Annotated in this window: 19 protein-coding genes; 15 read left to right on the top strand and 4 right to left on the bottom strand. The window is 68.1% G+C overall.

What is annotated here, in order from left to right; translation table 11 throughout:
• Nucleotides 1-20 precede the first annotated feature (20 nt).
• On the bottom strand, nt 21-548 hold the full coding sequence (locus ACP96_RS06875) for a zinc ribbon domain-containing protein (RefSeq protein WP_050032772.1): 528 nt from the start codon (nt 546-548) through the stop codon (nt 21-23).
• Between the two features lie 142 nt (nt 549-690).
• On the opposite strand from ACP96_RS06875, the gene ACP96_RS06870 reads away from it, so the two are divergent.
• From ACP96_RS06870 to ACP96_RS06855, 4 genes are all read left to right on the top strand, one after another.
• On the top strand, nt 691-1617 hold the full coding sequence (locus ACP96_RS06870) for a pantoate kinase (protein ID WP_050032771.1): 927 nt from the start codon (nt 691-693) through the stop codon (nt 1615-1617).
• 87 nt (nt 1618-1704) lie between these two features.
• Nucleotides 1705-2007: an AbrB/MazE/SpoVT family DNA-binding domain-containing protein gene (locus ACP96_RS06865; protein ID WP_050032770.1), complete on the top strand. Its 303-nt coding sequence runs from the start codon at nt 1705-1707 to the stop codon at nt 2005-2007.
• A complete protein-coding gene (locus tag ACP96_RS06860) occupies nt 2004-2480 on the top strand; it encodes a type II toxin-antitoxin system VapC family toxin (RefSeq protein WP_050032769.1) in 477 nt (158 codons plus the stop codon). Before ACP96_RS06865 ends, ACP96_RS06860 begins: the two co-directional genes overlap by 4 nt.
• 90 nt (nt 2481-2570) lie before the next feature.
• Nucleotides 2571-3968, top strand: a complete 1398-nt coding sequence (locus ACP96_RS06855; protein ID WP_050026461.1) for a signal recognition particle protein Srp54 — start codon at nt 2571-2573, stop codon at nt 3966-3968.
• A 349-nt stretch (nt 3969-4317) separates the two neighbouring features.
• Here the strand turns inward: ACP96_RS06855 and ACP96_RS06850 are convergent, their stop codons facing one another.
• A complete protein-coding gene (locus ACP96_RS06850; protein WP_050032768.1) occupies nt 4318-4929 on the bottom strand; it encodes a hypothetical protein in 612 nt (203 codons plus the stop codon).
• Between the two features lie 149 nt (nt 4930-5078).
• On the opposite strand from ACP96_RS06850, the gene ACP96_RS06845 reads away from it, so the two are divergent.
• The 4 genes from ACP96_RS06845 (at nt 5079) to ACP96_RS06830 (ending at nt 9457) form a co-directional block, all read left to right on the top strand.
• The gene (locus tag ACP96_RS06845) at nt 5079-5660 is read left to right on the top strand and encodes a biotin transporter BioY (RefSeq protein ID WP_050026464.1); all 582 of its coding nucleotides are present in this window, start codon (nt 5079-5081) and stop codon (nt 5658-5660) included.
• Between the two features lie 9 nt (nt 5661-5669).
• Entirely contained in the window at nt 5670-6440 is a 771-nt protein-coding gene (locus ACP96_RS06840; RefSeq protein ID WP_050032767.1) for an energy-coupling factor ABC transporter ATP-binding protein, read from the top strand.
• Nucleotides 6437-7150 (top strand): energy-coupling factor transporter transmembrane component T family protein, encoded by a 714-nt coding sequence (locus tag ACP96_RS06835; protein WP_050032766.1) that lies wholly within the window; start codon nt 6437-6439, stop codon nt 7148-7150. The genes ACP96_RS06840 and ACP96_RS06835 overlap by 4 nt, the downstream gene beginning before the upstream one ends.
• Nucleotides 7151-7276: 126 nt before the next feature.
• On the top strand, nt 7277-9457 hold the full coding sequence (locus tag ACP96_RS06830) for a heterodisulfide reductase-related iron-sulfur binding cluster (protein WP_050032765.1): 2181 nt from the start codon (nt 7277-7279) through the stop codon (nt 9455-9457).
• A gap of 61 nt (nt 9458-9518) precedes the next feature.
• Here the strand turns inward: ACP96_RS06830 and ACP96_RS06825 are convergent, their stop codons facing one another.
• Nucleotides 9519-9827, bottom strand: a complete 309-nt coding sequence (locus tag ACP96_RS06825) for a DUF7853 family protein (protein ID WP_050032764.1) — start codon at nt 9825-9827, stop codon at nt 9519-9521.
• Nucleotides 9828-10005: 178 nt separating this feature from the next.
• On the opposite strand from ACP96_RS06825, the gene ACP96_RS06820 reads away from it, so the two are divergent.
• The 7 genes from ACP96_RS06820 to ACP96_RS06790 all read left to right on the top strand — a co-directional run bounded on the left by ACP96_RS06820 (nt 10006) and on the right by ACP96_RS06790 (nt 16964).
• Nucleotides 10006-10995 (top strand): PstS family phosphate ABC transporter substrate-binding protein, encoded by a 990-nt coding sequence (locus ACP96_RS06820; RefSeq protein ID WP_050026470.1) that lies wholly within the window; start codon nt 10006-10008, stop codon nt 10993-10995.
• 54 nt (nt 10996-11049) lie between these two features.
• Entirely contained in the window at nt 11050-12024 is a 975-nt protein-coding gene (pstC, locus tag ACP96_RS06815; protein ID WP_050032763.1) for a phosphate ABC transporter permease subunit PstC, read from the top strand.
• Nucleotides 12024-13790, top strand: coding sequence for a phosphate ABC transporter permease PstA (gene pstA, locus ACP96_RS06810; RefSeq protein WP_050032762.1), 1767 nt, complete (start codon nt 12024-12026; stop codon nt 13788-13790). Before pstC ends, pstA begins: the two co-directional genes overlap by 1 nt.
• Nucleotide 13791: 1 nt before the next feature.
• Nucleotides 13792-14622, top strand: a complete 831-nt coding sequence (pstB, locus tag ACP96_RS06805; protein WP_050032761.1) for a phosphate ABC transporter ATP-binding protein PstB — start codon at nt 13792-13794, stop codon at nt 14620-14622.
• Entirely contained in the window at nt 14623-15330 is a 708-nt protein-coding gene (gene phoU / locus ACP96_RS06800) for a phosphate signaling complex protein PhoU (protein WP_050032760.1), read from the top strand.
• A gap of 32 nt (nt 15331-15362) precedes the next feature.
• Nucleotides 15363-15830 carry an arsenate reductase/protein-tyrosine-phosphatase family protein gene (locus ACP96_RS06795; RefSeq protein ID WP_050032759.1) on the top strand — a complete coding sequence of 156 codons (468 nt, stop codon included), beginning with the start codon at nt 15363-15365 and terminating at the stop codon, nt 15828-15830.
• Nucleotides 15831-15911: 81 nt separating this feature from the next.
• Nucleotides 15912-16964, top strand: coding sequence for a sodium:calcium antiporter (locus ACP96_RS06790; protein WP_050032758.1), 1053 nt, complete (start codon nt 15912-15914; stop codon nt 16962-16964).
• Between the two features lie 580 nt (nt 16965-17544).
• Here ACP96_RS06790 and ACP96_RS06785 read toward each other — a convergent pair.
• On the bottom strand, nt 17545-18435 hold the full coding sequence (locus tag ACP96_RS06785; RefSeq protein WP_050026560.1) for a VOC family protein: 891 nt from the start codon (nt 18433-18435) through the stop codon (nt 17545-17547).
• Between the last annotated feature and the right edge of the window lie 144 nt (nt 18436-18579).

Here is an 18579-nt window from a genome sequence, read left to right as displayed (position 1 = left end):
AAGGTGGCGATTCCCCGAGCTCACTCCTCGCCGGCCCACGGGAGCGGTTCGGTACACCAGTGACAGAAGTCGAGGTCGGCGTCCGTCTCCTTGCCGCAGTGCGGGCACTCGACTTCCGCTGGCCCAGCGTCGCTCTCCGGGACGGCCGCAGCCGGGGACGAGGGTTTCGCGACGGAGCGTTCGCCGGTCGCCTCGCCCTCGTCGCTCGCGGCACGGCGCCGGACCGCCTCGGCGGTCGCGTCGGCACGCCGCCGTTCGGCGATGTCAGCCCGTCCGACGAGGTAGGCGTCGACCGCGGAGAGAGCGTACAGGATGACGATCGGGAGGGTAACGTCCGTCGGGAGCGCGGCGGCCGTCTCGGCGGCCTCCGTCACCGAAACCGACGATCCGACGGGGACGTCGTAGAGGGCGAACAGCGCCACGCCGCCGCCGACGATCGTCAGGTGCCACAGTAGCGCCCGCCCCCACCGGCGTAGGGTGAGGTGGCCGAGGCCCGGCAACACCATCGCCAGCAGCGCGGCGAGCAGGGGACGCAACTGGTCTCGCATGTCTCGCCGGTTCGGTCGGCCGGTATTAATGCCTGCGGTGTCGGCGTCGCCGGCCGCGGGGGCGGTCGGTTCCCGCGGCGCGGGCGTCGTCTCGCCGGTGCGGATGACAACCGTTAATCGACGGCCACACATCCGACTCGCCATGAGCAGGCAGCGGGCGACCGCGTTCGTTCCGGGTCACGTCACCGCCTTCTTCAGCGCGCACCCGGCTGAGCGCCCCGCGGCCGCGGGCTCGCGCGGCGCCGGAGCGACGCTCACCGACGGGGTGAGGGTCCGGATAACGGCGGCGGGAGAAGCGGGAGCGGGCGATGAACCCGACGGCTCTCACGAGTCCGGCGAGCCCGACGCGCCCACCGGCGCCCGCGCCATCGACGGCGAGCCGGGGACGGTCGGCGCGGTCGACGACGTGCTCGCGGAGCTGGGAGCGTCCGGCGTCGACGTCGCCGTCGAGACGGAGCTCCCGATCGGCGCCGGCTTCGGCGTCTCGGGGGCCGCCGCGCTCGGGGCCGCGCTCGCCGCGAACGACGCCCTCGACCGCGGCCGGTCGGAGAACGAGCTGGTCCGGATCGCCCACGAGGCGGAGGTCGGTCGCGGCACCGGGCTCGGCGACGTTGTCGCGCAGGCGCGCGGCGGCGTCCCGATCCGGGTGGAGCCCGGCGCGCCGGGGATCGGCGAGCTTGACGGGATCCCCGTGACCGCGCGCGTCGAGTACGTCACGTTCGGCGAGCTGTCGACCGAGGCGGTGTTGGGCGGAGACACGGCGGCACTCTCCGCGGCCGGCGAGGACGCGCTCGACCGGCTCCGCGGAGATCCGCGGCTCTCGACGATGATGGATGCGGCCCGGAGGTTCGCTCGCGAGGCAGACCTCCTCGTCCCCGAGGTCGCGGAGGCGATCGCGGCGGTCGAGGAGTCGGGAGGCGATTCGTGCGAGAAATCCGACGACTACGGCGCAGCCATGGCGATGCTCGGCCGCACCGTCTTCGCGCTCGGCACCGGGCTCTCCGACGCGGGCTACGACCCGGAGGTCTGTCGGATCGACGCCGCGGGCGCGCGGCTCGTCAAGCGATGAGATCCATCTATGCAAATTTTGCTTGTACCGCTTGGTGCCTCGCTGAGTAATACTTATCTATCATTACTCCAAAAGTATCGACAGAGTATGCCCCGAGTTACCACGAAGGGACAGGTCACGATCCCGAAAGAGATCCGGGATGCTCTCGGGATCGAGCCCGGGGATGAAGTCGACTTCGAGCGGGTCGGTTCCGAGTATCGACTCCAGAAACGGGCCCCGACCACCGAAGACGGTGAAGACCCGTTCGAGAAGCACCGTGGCAGCGCAGATAGCGACGAGACAATGCCAGATCGGATGCGTCGACTCCGTGGAGAGTACCCGCGCGATACGGATGAATCGCCTCCAGTCGACGAGCCGTCCGACGACGAGAGAACGGGTGCCGACTCGTGACGACGGCCGTCGGCACGAACGCGTTCCTCGCGCTCCTTTATGACGACGAGTACGCCGACGCTAGCGAGACGGCGATCAGGCACGCGTATCAGGAAGGAGCGGTGGTCGTCACGCCGGTCGTATATGCCGAGCTTGCGGCCGACGGGCGTTTCGACTCGGCCGCCGATCTCGATCGGTTCCTCGAGGATTTTAGCGTCAAAGTGGTCGATCCATCGCGTGAGGCGCGATTTCTAGCGGGCGATCGGTTCCGGGAGTACGTGGACCGCCGACCGGACGGTATCCAGTGTCCCGCGTGTGGTGAAAAACGATCTGTCGACTGCGAGAAGTGTGCTGAATCGCTCTCACCGCGACAACACATCGCTGCCGACTTTCTCATCGGTGCGCACGCGGCCATCGACTGCGACGGCTTGATCAGTTTCGACGAGGGGTTTTATTCGACGTACTTCCCGGCATTGCCGGTTTTTCCAAACTAAACCGATCTCCGTCTCAATTCCTTCTCTTCCTGACCTCTCGCCGACGCCGACGAACAAAGCTTTACCGCGTCGCCCGCCTATCTCCGGCAAATGGTACTCGACGACCTCGGTACGTCCCTCCGGAGCAGCCTCGACAAGCTCCAGGGAAAGTCCCGACTCTCCGAGAGCGACGTCGAGGAGATCGTCAAGGAGATCCAGCGTTCGCTCCTCTCCGCCGACGTCGACGTCTCCCTCGTGATGGAGCTGTCGGACTCGATCAAGTCCCGCGCCCTCGAAGAGGAGCCGCCGGGCGGCACCACCGCGAAAGACCACGTCCTCAAGATCGTCTACGAGGAAATGGTCGAACTGGTGGGCGACTCCACCGAGCTCCCCCTCGAAAACCAGACGATCCTGCTGGCCGGCCTTCAGGGGTCGGGGAAGACCACCTCCGCCGCGAAGATGGCCTGGTGGTTCTCGAAGAAGGGGCTCCGCCCCGCGGTCATCCAGACCGACACCTTCCGGCCGGGCGCGTACGATCAGGCCAAGCAGATGTGCGAGCGTGCCGAGGTCGACTTCTACGGCGACCCCGACAACGACGACCCGGTCGCGATCGCCCGTGAGGGGCTCGAAGCGACCGAAGACGCCGACGTGCACATCGTAGACACGGCCGGACGCCACGCGCTCGAAGACGACCTCATCGCGGAGATCGAGGAGATCGAGTCGGCGGTCGACCCCGACCGGTCGCTCCTCGTGCTCGACGCCGCGATCGGGCAGGGGGCCAAGGATCAGGCCCGCCAGTTCGAGTCGTCGATCGGTATCGAGGGCGTGATGATCACCAAGCTCGACGGGACCGCGAAGGGCGGAGGCGCGCTGACGGCGGTCAACGAGACCGACTCCTCCATCGCCTTCCTCGGCACCGGGGAGACGGTTCAGGACATCGAGCGGTTCGAGCCCTCCGGGTTCATCTCGCGGCTGCTCGGGATGGGCGATCTCAAGCAACTCTCCGAGCGCGTCGAGCGCGCGATGGCGGAGGCCCAGGAGGACGACGAGGACTGGGACCCCGAGGACATGCTGCAGGGCGAGTTCACCCTGAAGGACATGAAAAAGCAGATGGACGCGATGAACCGGATGGGTCCCCTCGATCAGGTGATGGACATGATCCCCGGTATGGGCGGCGGGATGATGGACCAGCTCCCGGACGACGCGATGGACGTGACCCAAGACCGGATGCGCCGCTTCGAACGCATCATGGACTCGATGACCGATGAAGAACTCGAGAACCCCCGCGTCGTCGGGCAGTCGCGCACGGAGCGGATCGCGCGCGGCTCCGGCACCGACGAGGAGACGGTCCGGCAGCTCTTGGAGCAGCACTCGATGATGGAGGAGACGATCGGTCAGTTCCAGGGGATGGGCGAGGGCGACATGCAGCGCATGATGAAGAAGATGGGCGGCGAGGGCGGCGGCGGCGGCCTCGGCGACATGATGGGCGGCGGGAAAGGGCCTTTTTAAGTAGTTGATCGCGAGCGGTTGTTTATAAAGAGACGTTGCTGGCGGTGGATCGAGGGACGACTTCTTCGAAGATCCAGCCGTTCGTTTATAAGTCGTTACCAGCGGATCGACGATAAGCGTCGTCAAAGCCCCATCGATCATTTATAAATGACTACTGGTAGATCGTCGGCGAACACTTCCAAAGCCCCAGCCGCGAGGTGCGCGGCTGGGGCTTTGAGTCCCGCCCCGCACCGCTCCGCACAGCACCTCACACCTCCCCAGCCTCGTCGCTCGCTTCGCTCGCGACTCCCTCGCACCGTCGGTGAGCGCCCTCTGGGCGCTCACCGGGGCGCGCCGACCGCCTCGTTGTTTATAAAGAAACGTTCGTTTCCATATCTTCGGTCGCCGCTTCGAGGCCGTCGTCGCGGGCGGTCTCGGCGTGCGAGCCCTCGATCTCGGCGTCAGTGAGGAGGTCGCGGAACTCGTCGCGGAACCGGTCGTTCGCGCGGGTGGAGGTCAGGTCGACGCGCGCGACGCGAGCGTACTTCGCGACGGCATCGGGGTTGGCGTCGAGGGCCTCGGCGCACTCGGGGATCGAGCGCCCCTCGGCGGTCAGCTGCTTCAGGTCGTCGTACTCGAACGCGGCGCCGTCGACCTCGCGGTCGGCCTCGCGGACGAGGTGGAGGTCGAGTCGAGCGTCGCGGACAGTCGCGGGGTCGACGACGAGCGCGGTCGCGATCGATTCGTCGTCCTCCTCCTCGAAGCGCCCGCGGGCGATCCGGGCGTAGGTCGCGTCGTCGAGGTCGGTCGAGAAGTCGTACCGCTCGCGCATCGCGGCGACGAGCTCGCGGACACGTTCGTCGATCGCCGCCTCGTCGCGGTCGGTGAGCGTCCCGCGCGACTCCGCCTGCCGCTCGGTGACCGTCTCGGACCCGGTGGTCTCGACGAAGATGTCGCGGAGATCGGAGGTCTTCTCGTCCATGGACAGGAATATGTGTACCTGCGATACATAAGCCCCGCGCCAAAGCTCGTTGACCTCCGGCGGGCTCCGACGGCCTCCGCGCGATGACGCCGAGGACTCCCACGTCGTCAACCAATACTTTCAAGTCGGTTTACGAAGGTGTCGGTGACATGGCAACCAGCACGGAGTCGGTGGATCTCGTCGGCGACGAGGCCGCGACGAACCTCGCTCGCGCGGCGCTGTTCGCCGCGCTCGTCGGCGCGTTTGCGTACGTATCGTTCCCGTTTCCGCTCTCTCCGGCACCGGTCACCCTCCAGGTCCTCGGCGTGTTCCTCGCCGGGATCTACCTCGGTCCGGTCTGGGGCGGAGCGTCGCTCGTCCTCTACCTCGCGGCGGGCGCACTCGGCGCCCCGGTGTTCCAGGGAGGCTCCGCCGGCGTGGGGCAACTCGTCGGTGGCTCTGCGGGCTACCTCTGGTCGTACCCGATCGCGGCCGCGCTCGTCGGGGCGGTCGTCCACCGCGGAACGACGCTCCGCGATCTCGACACCGTCGGCGTACCGACCGTCGTCGGCGCGATGACCGCCGGGACCGTCGTTATCTACGCGCTTGGTATCGCCGGGCTCGTCCTCGTCCTCGATCTGACCGCTACGGAGGCGTTCATCCAGGGGGCGGTCGTCTTCCTCCCCGCGGAGGCCGCGAAAGTCGCCGCCGCGGTCGGCATCGTGCGCTCGGACGCGATCGCGGCTACATAACGGACTCTCGTGATCGACATCGACGGCGTCACCTGTCGATACAACGGCGACACGGACGACGCCGACGCCGTCGTCGCCGTCGACGACGTGACCCTCTCGGTCCTAGACGACGAGTACCTGGTCGTCGCGGGCGCGAACGGATCCGGCAAGACGACGCTCGTTCGGACGTTCAACGGGCTCGTGACGCCGGAATCGGGAACCGTCGCCGTCAACGGGACCGCCGTGAGCGACGACCTCGTCGCGGCCCGGACCGCGGTCGGGATGGTGTTTCAGGACCCGCGCGACCAGTTGGTGGCGGCGACCGTCGGCGCCGACGTGGCGTTCGGCCCGGAAAATCTCGGACTTTCGCACGCCGAGATCGACCGGCGTGTCGTCGACGCGCTCGCGGCGGTGAACATGACCGGTCGCGAGGACGACCGAATCGGGAGCCTCTCGGGGGGCGAGCGCGAGCGCGTCGCGATCGCGGGCGCGCTCGCGATGGAACCCGATCACCTCGTCTTGGACGAGCCGTTCACCGGGCTCGACGAGCCGGCCCGGCGGTCGGTGACGGACCGCCTTCGCGCGCTCCGCGCGGCCGGGACGAGCGTGATCGTCGTCACCCACGACCTCCGCGACGTGCTCGGGCTCGCCGATCGAGTGGTGGGGATGGCGGACGGGCGCGTCGCGGTCGACACCGCCCCGGAGGCGGCGGTTGCGGAGCTCCCCGGACTGGACGTTCGGGTGCCGGAATCGTTCGACGACCGGCCCGCGAACACCACCGACACCGTCACCGACTCGTGACTCTCTCGTACGTCCCCGGCGACTCGCTCGCCCACCGGCTCGACCCCCGCTCGAAGCTCCTCGTGCAGGCCGGGTTCGCGGCGGCGGCGTACGCGTACACGACTCCGCGTGGACTCGCGGTGCTCTCCCTCCTCGCCGTCGCCTGTCTGTCCCTCGCCGGCGGCGGCCCGCGCGACCTGTGGACCTACCGGGCCGCGTTCCCGGTGCTCGCCATCGCCCCCCTCGTTGCCGGCGCGACGCTCGGGGCGCCGTGGTTCCGAGTCGACCGCGCCGTGACCACGGGGCTCGCGAGCTACCGCGTCCTGCTGATCCTCGTCGTCGCCGCCGGCTACGTCAGGTCGACGCCGGTCCGAGACTCGCGGGCGGCGATCCAGCGCACGGTTCCGGGCAAGGCCGGGCAGTTCCTCGGGACCGGCGTGGCGCTCGTGTTCCGGTTCCTCCCGCTCCTGAAGCGGGACCTCTTGACGGCGCGCGAGGCGGTTCGGGCGCGCGGCGGCGGAGCGCTCCCGGTCCGCGAGCGCATGCGGTTCGTTGCGGTTGCAGGGGTCAACCGGGCGTTCGGGCGGGCCGACCGGCTGGGGACCGCGCTGAACGCGCGGTGTTTCGCGTGGAACCCGACGCTCCCGCGGCTCGCGCTCGGTCCCGCGGACTACCCGGCGCTCGCGGTCGGCGCGGGGTTGCTGGCGGCGGCCGTGGCGACCGTGGTATAGGTGCCGGGGCGGCGAGTGCGGTGTCGGTGTCGGGGCGGCGACCGCCGTGAAGCCCTTATAGAAACGCCCGACGACGCGCTCCATGTTGTGGCAAGTTTTAACCCCGCCGTATCCGCCTGATCGATCATGACGCCCTTGCAGGCGGCCACCCGGGAAACGTTCTGGACGATCGGTCCGGTCGGGAAGGCCGCGTTCTACTGGCTCGCCGCGGTCGCGATCCTGGTGTTCTGCTACGGGGTGTACGCCCGGTTCGCGGCGTACGCCCGCGGGAGCGAGGACCCGCGCGACCGGCTGTCGAACCTCCCCGCCCGGACGGTCGCGGCGACCAAGACGGTGCTCTCGAATGAGAACCAGTTCGACGGGGACCTCTACGCCGGCGTGATGCACACGTTCGTACTGTGGGGCTTCCTCACCCTGCTGGTCGCGACGACGATTCTCGGGTTCGACATCGACGTGTACCGCCCGCTCGCGGGCGAGTCGTTCTGGGTGGGCGACTTCTACTTGGCCTACCAGTTCACGGTAGACGCGTTCGGCCTGCTGTTCGTCGTCGGCGTCGGGATGGCCATGGTCCGCCGCTACCGCGACCGCGACGGGCGGCTGTGGGGGAAACACACCTCGCTGGAGGACGACGCGTTCGTCTGGACGCTCTTCCTCCTCGGCGTCGGCGGCTTCGTCGTGCAGGCGCTCGGCATCGTCGGCCAGCCCGCGCGCGCCGACGAGACGGTGAGCTTCATCGGGATGGCGATGGCGGCCGGCTTCCGGTGGGCGGGGCTAACGCCCGCGGGCGCCGAGGCGATATACGGCGTCGTCTGGTGGAGCCACTCGCTGCTCGCGTTCGCCTTCATCGCGTGGATCCCGTACGCGAAGCCGTTCCACATGATCTCCTCGTTCGCGAACGTCGTCGCCCGCGACGAGAAGGCGGGCGCGCGGCTCCCCAACGTCCCCGCCGACCTCGATCACACGAACGCGGAGGCGCTCGACGACTTCACCTGGAAGGAACTGATGGACGGCGACGCGTGCACGAAGTGCGGGCGGTGCACCGACGCCTGCCCCGCGGATACGGTCGGCCGCAACCTCGACCCGCGGGACGTAATCCTCGACCTGAAGTCGTACCGCGAGTCCGTGAGCGACGACCCGGTCGCGGGGGCTGGCGGCGAGAGCGCGGTGGCGACCGACGGCGGGGTTGCGAGCGCAGATGGTGGAACGGTCCCCGTCGTCGCCGACGAGGGCGGCGTCATCGCGAGCGAGTCGATGGAGTCGTGCATGTCGTGTATGGCCTGCATGGACGCCTGCCCCGTCGACATCGAACACCTCACCTCCTTCACCAAGATGAACCGCCAGCTCGTCGACGAGGGGGCGGTCGACTCGAACCTCCAGGACGTGTTCCAGGACGTGATGCAGAAGGGGAACACCTTCGGCGAGTCGCAGTCGGGCCGCGGCGACTGGGCGGACGAGCTGGACAGCGTGGAGGTCCCGGACGCCCGCGAGACGGAAGTCGAGTACCTCTGGTACGTCGGCGACTACCCGAGCTTCGACGACCGGAACAAGCAGGTCGCCCGCGCGCTCGCTCAGCTGTTCGACGAGGCGGACGTGTCGTTCGGGATCCTGTTCGACGACGAGAAGACCGACGGCAACGACATCCGCCGGATCGGCGAGGAGTTCCTCTACCTCGAACTCGCCGGCCACCACGTCGAGACGTTCGCGGACTGCGAGTTCGACTCGATCGTCTGTACCGACCCGCACTCCTACAACACCATCGAAAACGAGTATCCCGAGGTCGACTTCGCTGAGTTCGCGGACGACCCGATGATGCCGTTCGACCGCGAGGAGCCGTGGAACCCGGAGGGAGAGATCGACGTGTTCCACTGGACGCAGGTTGTAGAGGAACTGGTGGCCGACGGTCGACTCAACCTCGACGGCGACGAGCTCGACTACACCGTCACCTACCACGACCCCTGTCACCTCGGGCGGTACAACGACGAGTACGAGGCGCCCCGCGAACTGATCCGCGCGACCGGCGCCGACCTCCACGAGATGCCGCGATCGCGGGACGAGTCGTTCTGCTGTGGCGGCGGCGGCGGCGGGCTGTGGACCGAACACGACGAAGCGGTCAAGCCGAGCGAGGAACGCCTCCGCGAGGCGGTCGAGGACACCGACGCGGGCGGCGACATCGAGAAGTTCGTCGTCGCCTGCCCGATGTGTACGACGATGTTCGAGGACGGCCGGAAGACGGGGAACTTCGAGGACGACGTGGAGATCGTCGACGTCGCGGAGCTGCTGATCGAAGCGGTGGAAGCGGCCCGGTAGGGGCGGGTAAGCAGGAGGGGATCGGCGGAGACCGGGTCGTCGCCGCCCCGAGGCGCGCGTCTCAGGGAGTCGACGGCGACTCCGACTCGACCGCGTCGTCGACTCGACGCAGTAGCTCCCGTCCCGGCGCTCGGTCGCGTACGGGCGCGTCGCCGAGGTAATCGACCAGCGCGTCGCGGAGGAGGACGGCCTCGCGGGGCGCGAGGGGGCGGTCGCGCTCGATACGCCGGATCGGTCGGTACTGGGGCGGCGCGTCGTCGCCGGCGTCGAAGGCGGCCTCGCCCGCGTCGAGGAGGGCGGCGTGGGCGACCCACGCCTCCTCGTGCGACAGGGAGAGCGGGACCGGGTCCCCGGTCGTCGGTGGGGTCATCGTCCGGGTGTTCGCACGGAGGGGCTTAAAAATACGGTCGAACGGTGAATCGGCGACCAAACCGCAGGATGACCCGGCCGACTGATCTATATAGAGTATATAGCCTCGGGGAGCGATACTGGGTCGGTCATACCTCTCATAGTATACTACTTATGTCGAAGACGCTCTCGATCAGGTGATGGCATCAAGCCACGACGCGGATACCGAGGGGATCACGCGGCGGAAAGCACTTTCGGCGCTCGGCGGTGCGGGTGCGCTGGCGCTCGCAGGCTGTACGCAGAGCTCGGGGGACGACGGCGGTGACGGCCTGTCCGGCTCGATCAACATCGCCGGCTCCTCGACCGTCTTCCCGCTGATGAGCGCGATCGGGGAGGACTTCGCCGCGGAACACGACCAGGTCTCGGTCGACATCAGCTCGACCGGCTCGGGCGGCGGGTTCTCGAACTACTTCTGCGTCGGCGACACCGACTTCAACAACGCGAGCCGGGAGATCCAGCCCGCGGAGGAGGAGCTCTGCGAGGAGAACGGCGTCGAGTACGTCGAGCTCATCGCGGCGACGGACGCGCTCACGGTCGTCGTCAACCCCGAGGCCGACTGGATCGACTCCCTCACCGTCGAGGAGCTCGCCCAGATCTGGGAGTCCGACCCCGTCCAGACCTGGGACGAGGTCCGCGACGAGTTCCCGAACGAGGAGATCGAGCGGTTCGGCGCCGCCGACACCTCCGGGACCTACGACTACTTCATCGAGAGCATTCTGGAGGAGCGCGGTCACACCAGCGACTACCAGGCGACCGAGCAGGACAACTCGATCGCACAGGGCGTCTCGGGCAGCGAGTACGCGATCGGCTACTTCGGCTTCGCGTACTACTACCAGAACCCCGACCAGCTCAAGGCGCTCGGGATCGACGACGGTAACGGCCCGGTCGAGCCGAGCCTCGAAACGGCGTCCAGCGGCGAGTACACTCCACTCTCCCGGCCGCTGTTCACCTACCCCTCGATCGAGTCGCTCGGCAGCGAACACGTCGCGGAGTTCGCGCGCTACTTCGTCGAGCAGACGGCCAACGAAGACCTCGTCGCCGGCGACGTGGGATACGTGCCCGCGACCGAGGAGACTCAAGAAGAGCAGATGGAGATCCTCGAAGACGCGATCGAGCGGGCGCAGGAGTAACGCCATCATGAACCGGTGTATTGATTTACGACAGCGTTCGATACCCGACCGGTTGTGACAGATAGTACCGAGAGTCCCGATCTCCAGCGGCGGAGCGGGCTCAGACGGCTGAAGGAGGGAACCTACGGCGGGCTCTTCGCCGCGTGCGCGGCGATCACCCTGCTCACGACGGTAGCGATCTTCGTGACGCTGCTGTCGGACGCGGTGGTGTTTTTCCAAGAAATACCAATAACCGAGTTCCTGACCGGCACCAACTGGAGCCCGAACCCGGCCGGCGGCGGGCAGGCGTTCGGCATCATCCCCCTGCTGATCGGGACGCTCGTCGTGACGGTCACGGCGGCGTGCATCGCGCTCCCCGTGGGGACGCTGACGGCGATCTACCTCAGCGAGTACGCGACACCGAACGCGCGCTCGATACTCAAGCCGCTGTTGGAGATCCTCGCCGGCATCCCGACGGTCGTGTACGGGTACTTCGCGCTGGTGTACATCACACCGGCGCTGAAGGCGACGCTGTTCCCGAGTATGAGCACGTTCAACGCGCTCTCGGCGTCGATCATGGTCGGGATCATGACGATCCCGATGGTGTCGTCCATCTCCGAGGACGCGATGAGCGCGGTGCCGGACGACCTGCGGCAGGCCGGCTACGGGCTCGGTGCGACCAAGTTCGAGGTGTCGACGGGGATCGTCGTCCCCGCCTCGATTTCCGGGATCGCCTCGTCGTACATCCTCGCCGTCTCGCGGGCCATCGGTGAGACGATGATCGTCGTCGTCGCGATGGGCGCGCAGGCGCGGATGCCGGCGGTTCAGGAGGCCGCCTTCGGGATCCCGTTCGTCAACCCCGCCGACGTCCTCTTGGAGTCCGGGATGACGATCACCGTCGCGATGGTGCAGATCGCGGGGGGCGACCTCACGGGCGGGTCGATCCCGTACGACTCGATGTTCGCGCTCGGACTCACGCTGTTCGTGGTGACCCTCGTAATGAACGTGATCAGTGATATCATCGCACAGCGATACCGGGAGGAGTACTGATGGCGACGGACAACGCGAACGCGAGCGGGTTCGGCGAGGTGAGTCGGCTCCGAGGGGTAGTCTTCGAGTACCTCTCGCTCGGCGCGAGCGTGATCGGGCTCGTCGCGCTCGGCGTGCTCCTCGTGTACGTCACGATCGACGCCTTCGACCTGGCGAACGCCAGCCCGGAGTGGCTGCTGACGTACTTCCTCACCCTCGTAGTTCCGTTCCTCGCGTTCTGCCTGTACAGCGTGAGCGACCCGGCGGTGACCCGGAGATCCCTCGCCGCGCTCGGCGGCGGCCTCGTCGCCGTCGCCGCGCTGTTCACCGCGATCGAGACGTTCCTCGTGGCGATCCCGCGGCTCAGCTGGCAGCTCGCGTACCTCTTCGTCGTCGCGATGCCGGTCACCGCGTACCTCACGTACGTCGGGAGCCGCGGCCGGGTCGGCGCCGTCGGCTTCGGACTGGTGGGCCGACTCGTCGGCGGGATCGCGATCGGACTCGCCCTGGGGACGCTGTTCCTGGTGTTCGACCCGCTGGTGTGGTTCCTCGCGTACACGCTGGGCGTCGTTCCGGCCGCTGCGCTGTACGCGTATGGCCGCTGGCGGTCGGCCGACCGGGCGTCGACCGCGGCGGTTCCCGTCGGACTCCTCGGGGTCGTCGCCGCGGTGTTCCTCCGAGGCGTTGTCACCACGTACCCGTCGGATCTCATCATCTACATCTGGACGCTCGCCGTCCCGATCGCGGTCGCCGGCGAGCGCGTCGTCGCCGACCGCAGCAGTCGGATCGCCGCGGCCGCGGTCGGCGGCGTGCCGCTCGCGGTCGCGATCGCCGGCGGGTTCCTCGCCGGCGGTCTCGGCGTTCCCGGCCCCACCGCGCTTCTCGTCCTCGTCACGGTCGGCGTGCCGACGGCGGTCTACGTTCACCGGACGATCGACGAGGGCGACGGGGTGGTCGGGCTGGCGCTGCCGGTCCTCCTCGTCGGCGGTGCGCTCGTCGGCGCGCTCGTCGTCGAGGCGTGGGGAGTCCCCGCGCCCGACCCGTGGCTGGACGTCGGGTACGTAACGGAGGCGCCGTCGAGCACCGCGGTCGAGGCCGGACTGTACCCGGCGATCGTCGGCTCGGTGATCATCATCGCGCTGGTCGCGGTGCTGTCGTTCGTGCTCGGCGTCGGGACCTCCGTCTTCTTAGAGGAGTACATGCCCGAGAGCGGTGTCCTCGGGTCGCTGACGCGGCTGCTGCAGGTCAACATCGCGAACCTCGCCGCGATCCCGTCGGTCGTGTACGGCCTGCTCGGGCTCGGACTGTTCGCGAACCTGCTCGGATTCGGGCTGGGGACCGCGGTGACGGCCTCGCTGACGCTGTCGCTGCTCATCCTCCCGATCACGATCATCTCCGCGCAGGAGGCGATCCGGTCGGTCCCGGACGATCTGCGCCGAGGGTCGGACGCGATGGGCGCCACTCGGTGGCAGACGACGAAGAACGTCGTGCTTCCCGAGGCGTTCCCCGGGATTCTGACCGGGACGATCCTCGCGCTCGGGCGGGCGATCGGCGAGACCGCGCCGCTCATCATGATCGGAGCGGCGACGACGGTGTTCAGCGCGCCGGACAGCCTCTTCAGCCGGTTCAGCGCGATGCCGATGCAGATCTACGCGTGGGCGAACTATCCACAGGCGGAGTTCCGGTACGGCGTCGTCGCGGCCGGCGTGATCACCCTGTTGATCATTCTCATCGGGATGAACGGGACGGCGATACTGCTGCGGAACCGCGCGGAGCGGGGGACCTAACATGAGTAACACAGAAACGAGCGACTCGCTCATCACGACAGACGTAGAGACCGGATCGAACGAGCAGACCGCGGCGCCCGATCGAACGGCGGTCGCCGCGCGCGACCTGAACGTCTACTACGGCGACGAACAGGCGATCGACGACGTGTCGATGGAGATCCCCGAAAACCGGGTGACCGCACTGATCGGTCCCTCGGGCTGCGGGAAGTCGACGTTCCTCCGGTGTATCAACCGGATGAACGACATGATCGAGGTCTGCCGCGTCGAGGGCGACATCGAGTTCGGCGGCAAGAACGTGTACGACGCCGACGTGGACCCCGTCGCCCTGCGCCGGAAGATCGGGATGGTGTTCCAGAAGCCGAACCCGTTCCCGAAGTCGATCCGCGACAACGTCGCCTACGGACTGAAGATCCAGGGGTACGACGGCGATGTCGACGAGCGCGTCGAGGAGTCGCTGAAGGGCGCCGCGCTGTGGGACGAGGTGAAAGACCAGCTCGGTTCCTCGGGGCTCGACCTCTCGGGCGGCCAGCAACAGCGGCTCTGTATCGCTCGGGCAATCGCGCCCGACCCGGAGGTCGTCCTGATGGACGAGCCGACCTCGGCGCTCGACCCCGTCGCGGCCTCGAAGATCGAGGACCTCATCGACGACCTCGCCGAGGAGTACACCGTCATCATCGTCACGCACAACATGCAGCAGGCGGCGCGCATCTCCGACCGGACCGCCGTCTTCCTCACCGGCGGTCGCCTCGTGGAGTACGACGACACGACGAAGATCTTCGAGGACCCGGAGGAACAGCGCGTCGAGGACTACATCACGGGGAAGTTCGGATAGATGCCCCGCGAGAACTACCAGGAGAAGCTCGACGAGCTCCGGGCCGGCGTGGTGGCGATGGGCGAACTGGTTGGCGAGCGGTACACGTCCGCGATCGAGGCGGCCGCGACCGGCGACGACGAGCTCGCCGAGGAGGTCATCGAGGGCGACTACGAAGTCAACGAGACGTACCTCGGGCTGGAGGAGGAGTGCACCGAGCTGCTCGCGCTCCAGCAGCCCGTCGCGGGCGATCTCCGACTGGTGACCGCCTCGTTCAAGGTGATTACCGACCTCGAACGCGTCGCCGATCTGGCGACCAACCTCGCGGGCTACGGCGGTCCCGATGGGGGCGTCCACCCCGCGGTGGAGTTCCGCGAACTGGGCGAGGACGCCGGCGAGATGGTCGCCGACGCGGTCGCCGCCTACGAGGCGGGCGACGCCGCGGCCTGCCGCGAGATCGCGGCCCGCGACGACGCGTTCGACGAGCGGTGCAGACAGGCGAGCGAGGCCGTCGTCCGCGAGCTGTTGGAGGCCGACCGCGCCCGCAACGAGGCGGCGCTCGGCGAGACCGGCGCCGACGCCGACGCCGACGCGCTGGAGGCCTCGCTCGACGAGGTCTCCCGCGCGCTGCTCGCGGTCCGCGACCTCGAACGGGTCGCTGACCACGCGGTCAACGTGGCGGCGCGCACCCTGTATATGGTCGAGAACGACGACGAGCTGATCTACTGAACTCGGCCAGCGGGAACACCCACGAACCCACGATGACGACACCAACCGACACACCCGACGAGACGATCGATGCGACCGCCGAGACGACCACGCTCACGTTCATGTGCGTCCGCAACGCCGGGCGCAGCCAGATGGCGACCGCCTTCGCGGAGCGCGAACGGGATCGGCGCGGTCTCGGCGACCGCGTCGAGATCGTGACGGGCGGCACGATGCCGGCGGACAGCGTTCACGATGTGGTTGTCGAGGCGCTCGCGGAGGTCGGGCTCGACGTGAACGGCCGGACTCCCCGCGAAATCGCCGACGAGACGCTCACCGCGTCCGACTTCGTCGCGACGATGGGCTGTTCGACGCTGGAACTCGACGGCGTCGACACCGACGACTGGGACCTCGACGACCCCGGTGAGCGCCCGATCGAGGAAGTCCGTCCGATCCGCGACGAGATCGAGCGCCGCGTGATCGCCGTCTTCGACGAGCGGTTCGGCGAGTACGACGACGAATAGACGTTCGCGCCGACGAAGGGCTCCTCTTCTTCGTCTTGCGCCTCCGGAAGTCCTAATCGACTCCGGACCCAGCGACGAGACGTGACTCTACTGCAGGAGCTCATCGGGGATCAGTCGCTCGCCGTCTGGATCGTGTTGGGTGCGATCGGGTTCCTGCTGACCTGGAAGGGCGCGAACGTCATCGAGTCGACGACGTCGAAGATCAGCGACCACTTCGGGGTCTCGCAGGCGATCCAAGGCGGGCTCCTCGTCGCGGCCGCGACGTCGTTCCCCGAGCTCGCGATCATCGTCATTTCGGTGCTCGTGCTCGGCGACTTCGGGGTCGGCGCCGGGGCGCTCATCGGGACGGCGGTGTTCAACATCCTCGTTATCCCGGCCGCCGTCGCCATCACGAGCGGTGACACGCCGACGACGCAGGGGATCGTCTACCGCGACGCCATCTTCTATGTGGTCGCCGTTCTCGCCCTCTTCGGCGTGATCGCGCTCGGCGTCCTCGGAACCGACGGCCGGGAACTCGCGCGGATCACCCCGCAGATGGGCGTCGGTCTGCTAGTGCTGTACGGCGTGTACGTCATCTTGCTCGTCGGCGGCAAGAGCGGCGCGTCGGACCTGAAGCGGACCGAATCGACGAACGTCCCGAAGCAGGCCGGGCTGTTCGCGGCCGGGCTGGCCGTCGTGCTCGTCGGCGTCGAGTCGATGGTCAGCATGACGGTACAGATCGCGGACGCGCTCGACGCACCGTCGTTCCTCATCTCCGTGACGGTGCTGTCGGTGCTGAGTTCGTTCCCCGACCTGCTCGTCGGCGTGAAGATGGGCAAGGCCGGCGACAAGCGGGCGGCAATCGCGAACGTCTTCGGGACGAACACGTTCAACCTCGTCGCGGCGCTGCCCATCGGCGTCATCCTCGCCGGCGGCGTCTCGATCGGCTTCCTCACGTCCGTGCCGCTAATGTTATTCCTGTTCTACACCACCCTCGTCGTCGTGGTGCTGGCCGCGACGGACTTCGAGATCACCACCGAAGAGGGATACGGCCTCCTCGCGATGTACCTCGCCTTCCTCGGCTGGATGACGACCGAGGCGCTCGGCATTACCACGCTGCTGACCGAGTCGACGCTCCGGACGATCGTCGGGTGACCGGTTTGTGAGTCTCCGGTCCGTGAGTCGATCGGCTTTGAACGGCTGACGGCGGATCGAACACGCACTTCTGAATGGTTGAACTCGGAGCAACAGCCGCCACCTCCGAAGTCTCAAGTTCTCGCTTATAAATGGTTGTCAGCGGATCGACGGCGAATACTCTCAAATCCCCGGCTACTCGCCTATAAATAGTCGATCGCGGAGTGACGGCGAACACCGCCAAAGCTCCAGCCGCTCGGTACTACGCGATCGATGACTTGTCCGTGAACACCGCCAAAGCTCCAGCCGCTCGGTACTACGCGATCGATGACTTGTCCGTGAACACCGCCAAAGCCCCAGCCGCGAGGACTCGATGCGCTCGTTGCGGTCCTCGGCGCTCACTCCGTTCGCGCCTGCGGTCCTTACGTCGCGCGTCTTCGCCCCCGCGGCTGCCCCTTTGAGTCCCACCCGCACCGCAGCCGCACCGCACCTCACGCCTCCNNCTCCCTCGCGGGCTCCTCGCGGCCGCCCTTGGCGGCCGCTCGGAGGCGCGCCACCGCGTTCGTTTATAAGTAACTGAGATTGTCACCGTTCGGGCCTGTTACTCTGCTCGGATCCGAACTTCGATCCCGTCGGCGTCGGTGACCGCGATCCCGTCTTCTCGCTCGTCGACGACGACATCGAGGTCGCCGTCGGCCGCGACCGAATCGAGTCGCTCTCGGATCGCTTCAAGTGCGGCCGCGTCGGGAACCACGACCTCGAACCACGCGAGCCCGCACCCCGCGGCGGGCGTCGTCCGCCCCTGCCACGTGTTCGCGCCGAGGTGGTGGTGGTAGCCGCCGGCCGCGACGAACCGGACGTTCGGGTCCGTCATGCCGACCTCGAAGCCGAGCCCAGCGACGTACACCGCCTCGAACGCCGACAGCGAGGTGACTTCGAGGTGCATGTGACCCACGTCCGTGCCGGGCGGAGCGTCGTCGACGAGGTCGGCGGACGGCCCTCCAGCGGCCGCGGCGACGCCCTCGACATCGAGCAGGTCGGTCGCCATCCGAACCGTTCCGTCGTCGTCGACCGGCCACTCATCGCGCGGGCGGTCGCGGTAGATCTCCACGCCGTTGCCCTCGGGGTCGTCGAGGTACAGCGCCTCGCTGACGAGATGGTCCGAGGCGCCGTCGAGCCGCCACCGGTCCCGCACGCGGGCCAGCGCCTCGCCGAGCGCGGCGCGGGAGGGGAGGCGGAACGCGGTGTGGAAGAGGCCGGCGTCGCTCCGGCCTCGATCCGGGCGGTCGGGCGCGCGTTCCAAGACGAGGAGCGCGGTTCCGTCGACGCCGAGGGTCGCTCGGTCGCCGTCGCGGTCGAGCACCGCGAGGCCGACCACGTCTCGGTAGAACGCGGTCGTCTCGTCGAGGTCGGCGACCCGGAGCGCGGCGCGACCGATCCGCGTCTCGGGAGGGAGTCGGTCGTCGGACGGTGCGGGAGCGTCGAAGTCCATGTGGTTCGGTACCGTCTCTGGCGCGTTCAAGCCGTCGGTCGCGGAAGGGCGCGGGACTCCCGTCTCCTCGCCCCTCGTTCGTTCACCCGCCCCGACGCGGTCCGATCCATCCCGAACGTCCGTTAGAATCAAACGGTCACGCGA

This window comes from Halorubrum halophilum (genome assembly GCF_000739595.1).
GTDB lineage: Archaea > Halobacteriota > Halobacteria > Halobacteriales > Haloferacaceae > Halorubrum > Halorubrum halophilum.
Note: the sequence above shows the minus strand (reverse complement) of the source record. Positions and strands in the feature narration are given on the sequence as shown.

Bases quoted from the DNA above. Each gene is read 5' to 3' on its own strand.
- ACP96_RS06875 (WP_050032772.1), bottom strand. From the start codon at position 548: ATGCGAGACCAGTTGCGTCCCCTGCTCGCCGCGCTGCTGGCGATGGTG.
- ACP96_RS06870 (WP_050032771.1), top strand. From the start codon at position 691: ATGAGCAGGCAGCGGGCGACCGCGTTCGTTCCGGGTCACGTCACCGCC.
- ACP96_RS06865 (WP_050032770.1), top strand. From the start codon at position 1,705: ATGCCCCGAGTTACCACGAAGGGACAGGTCACGATCCCGAAAGAGATC.
- ACP96_RS06855 (WP_050026461.1), top strand. From the start codon at position 2,571: ATGGTACTCGACGACCTCGGTACGTCCCTCCGGAGCAGCCTCGACAAG.
- ACP96_RS06850 (WP_050032768.1), bottom strand. From the start codon at position 4,929: ATGGACGAGAAGACCTCCGATCTCCGCGACATCTTCGTCGAGACCACC.
- ACP96_RS06845 (WP_050026464.1), top strand. From the start codon at position 5,079: ATGGCAACCAGCACGGAGTCGGTGGATCTCGTCGGCGACGAGGCCGCG.
- ACP96_RS06830 (WP_050032765.1), top strand. From the start codon at position 7,277: ATGACGCCCTTGCAGGCGGCCACCCGGGAAACGTTCTGGACGATCGGT.
- ACP96_RS06825 (WP_050032764.1), bottom strand. From the start codon at position 9,827: ATGACCCCACCGACGACCGGGGACCCGGTCCCGCTCTCCCTGTCGCAC.
- ACP96_RS06820 (WP_050026470.1), top strand. From the start codon at position 10,006: ATGGCATCAAGCCACGACGCGGATACCGAGGGGATCACGCGGCGGAAA.
- pstA (WP_050032762.1), top strand. From the start codon at position 12,024: ATGGCGACGGACAACGCGAACGCGAGCGGGTTCGGCGAGGTGAGTCGG.
- pstB (WP_050032761.1), top strand. From the start codon at position 13,792: ATGAGTAACACAGAAACGAGCGACTCGCTCATCACGACAGACGTAGAG.
- phoU (WP_050032760.1), top strand. From the start codon at position 14,623: ATGCCCCGCGAGAACTACCAGGAGAAGCTCGACGAGCTCCGGGCCGGC.
- ACP96_RS06795 (WP_050032759.1), top strand. From the start codon at position 15,363: ATGACGACACCAACCGACACACCCGACGAGACGATCGATGCGACCGCC.
- ACP96_RS06785 (WP_050026560.1), bottom strand. From the start codon at position 18,435: ATGGACTTCGACGCTCCCGCACCGTCCGACGACCGACTCCCTCCCGAG.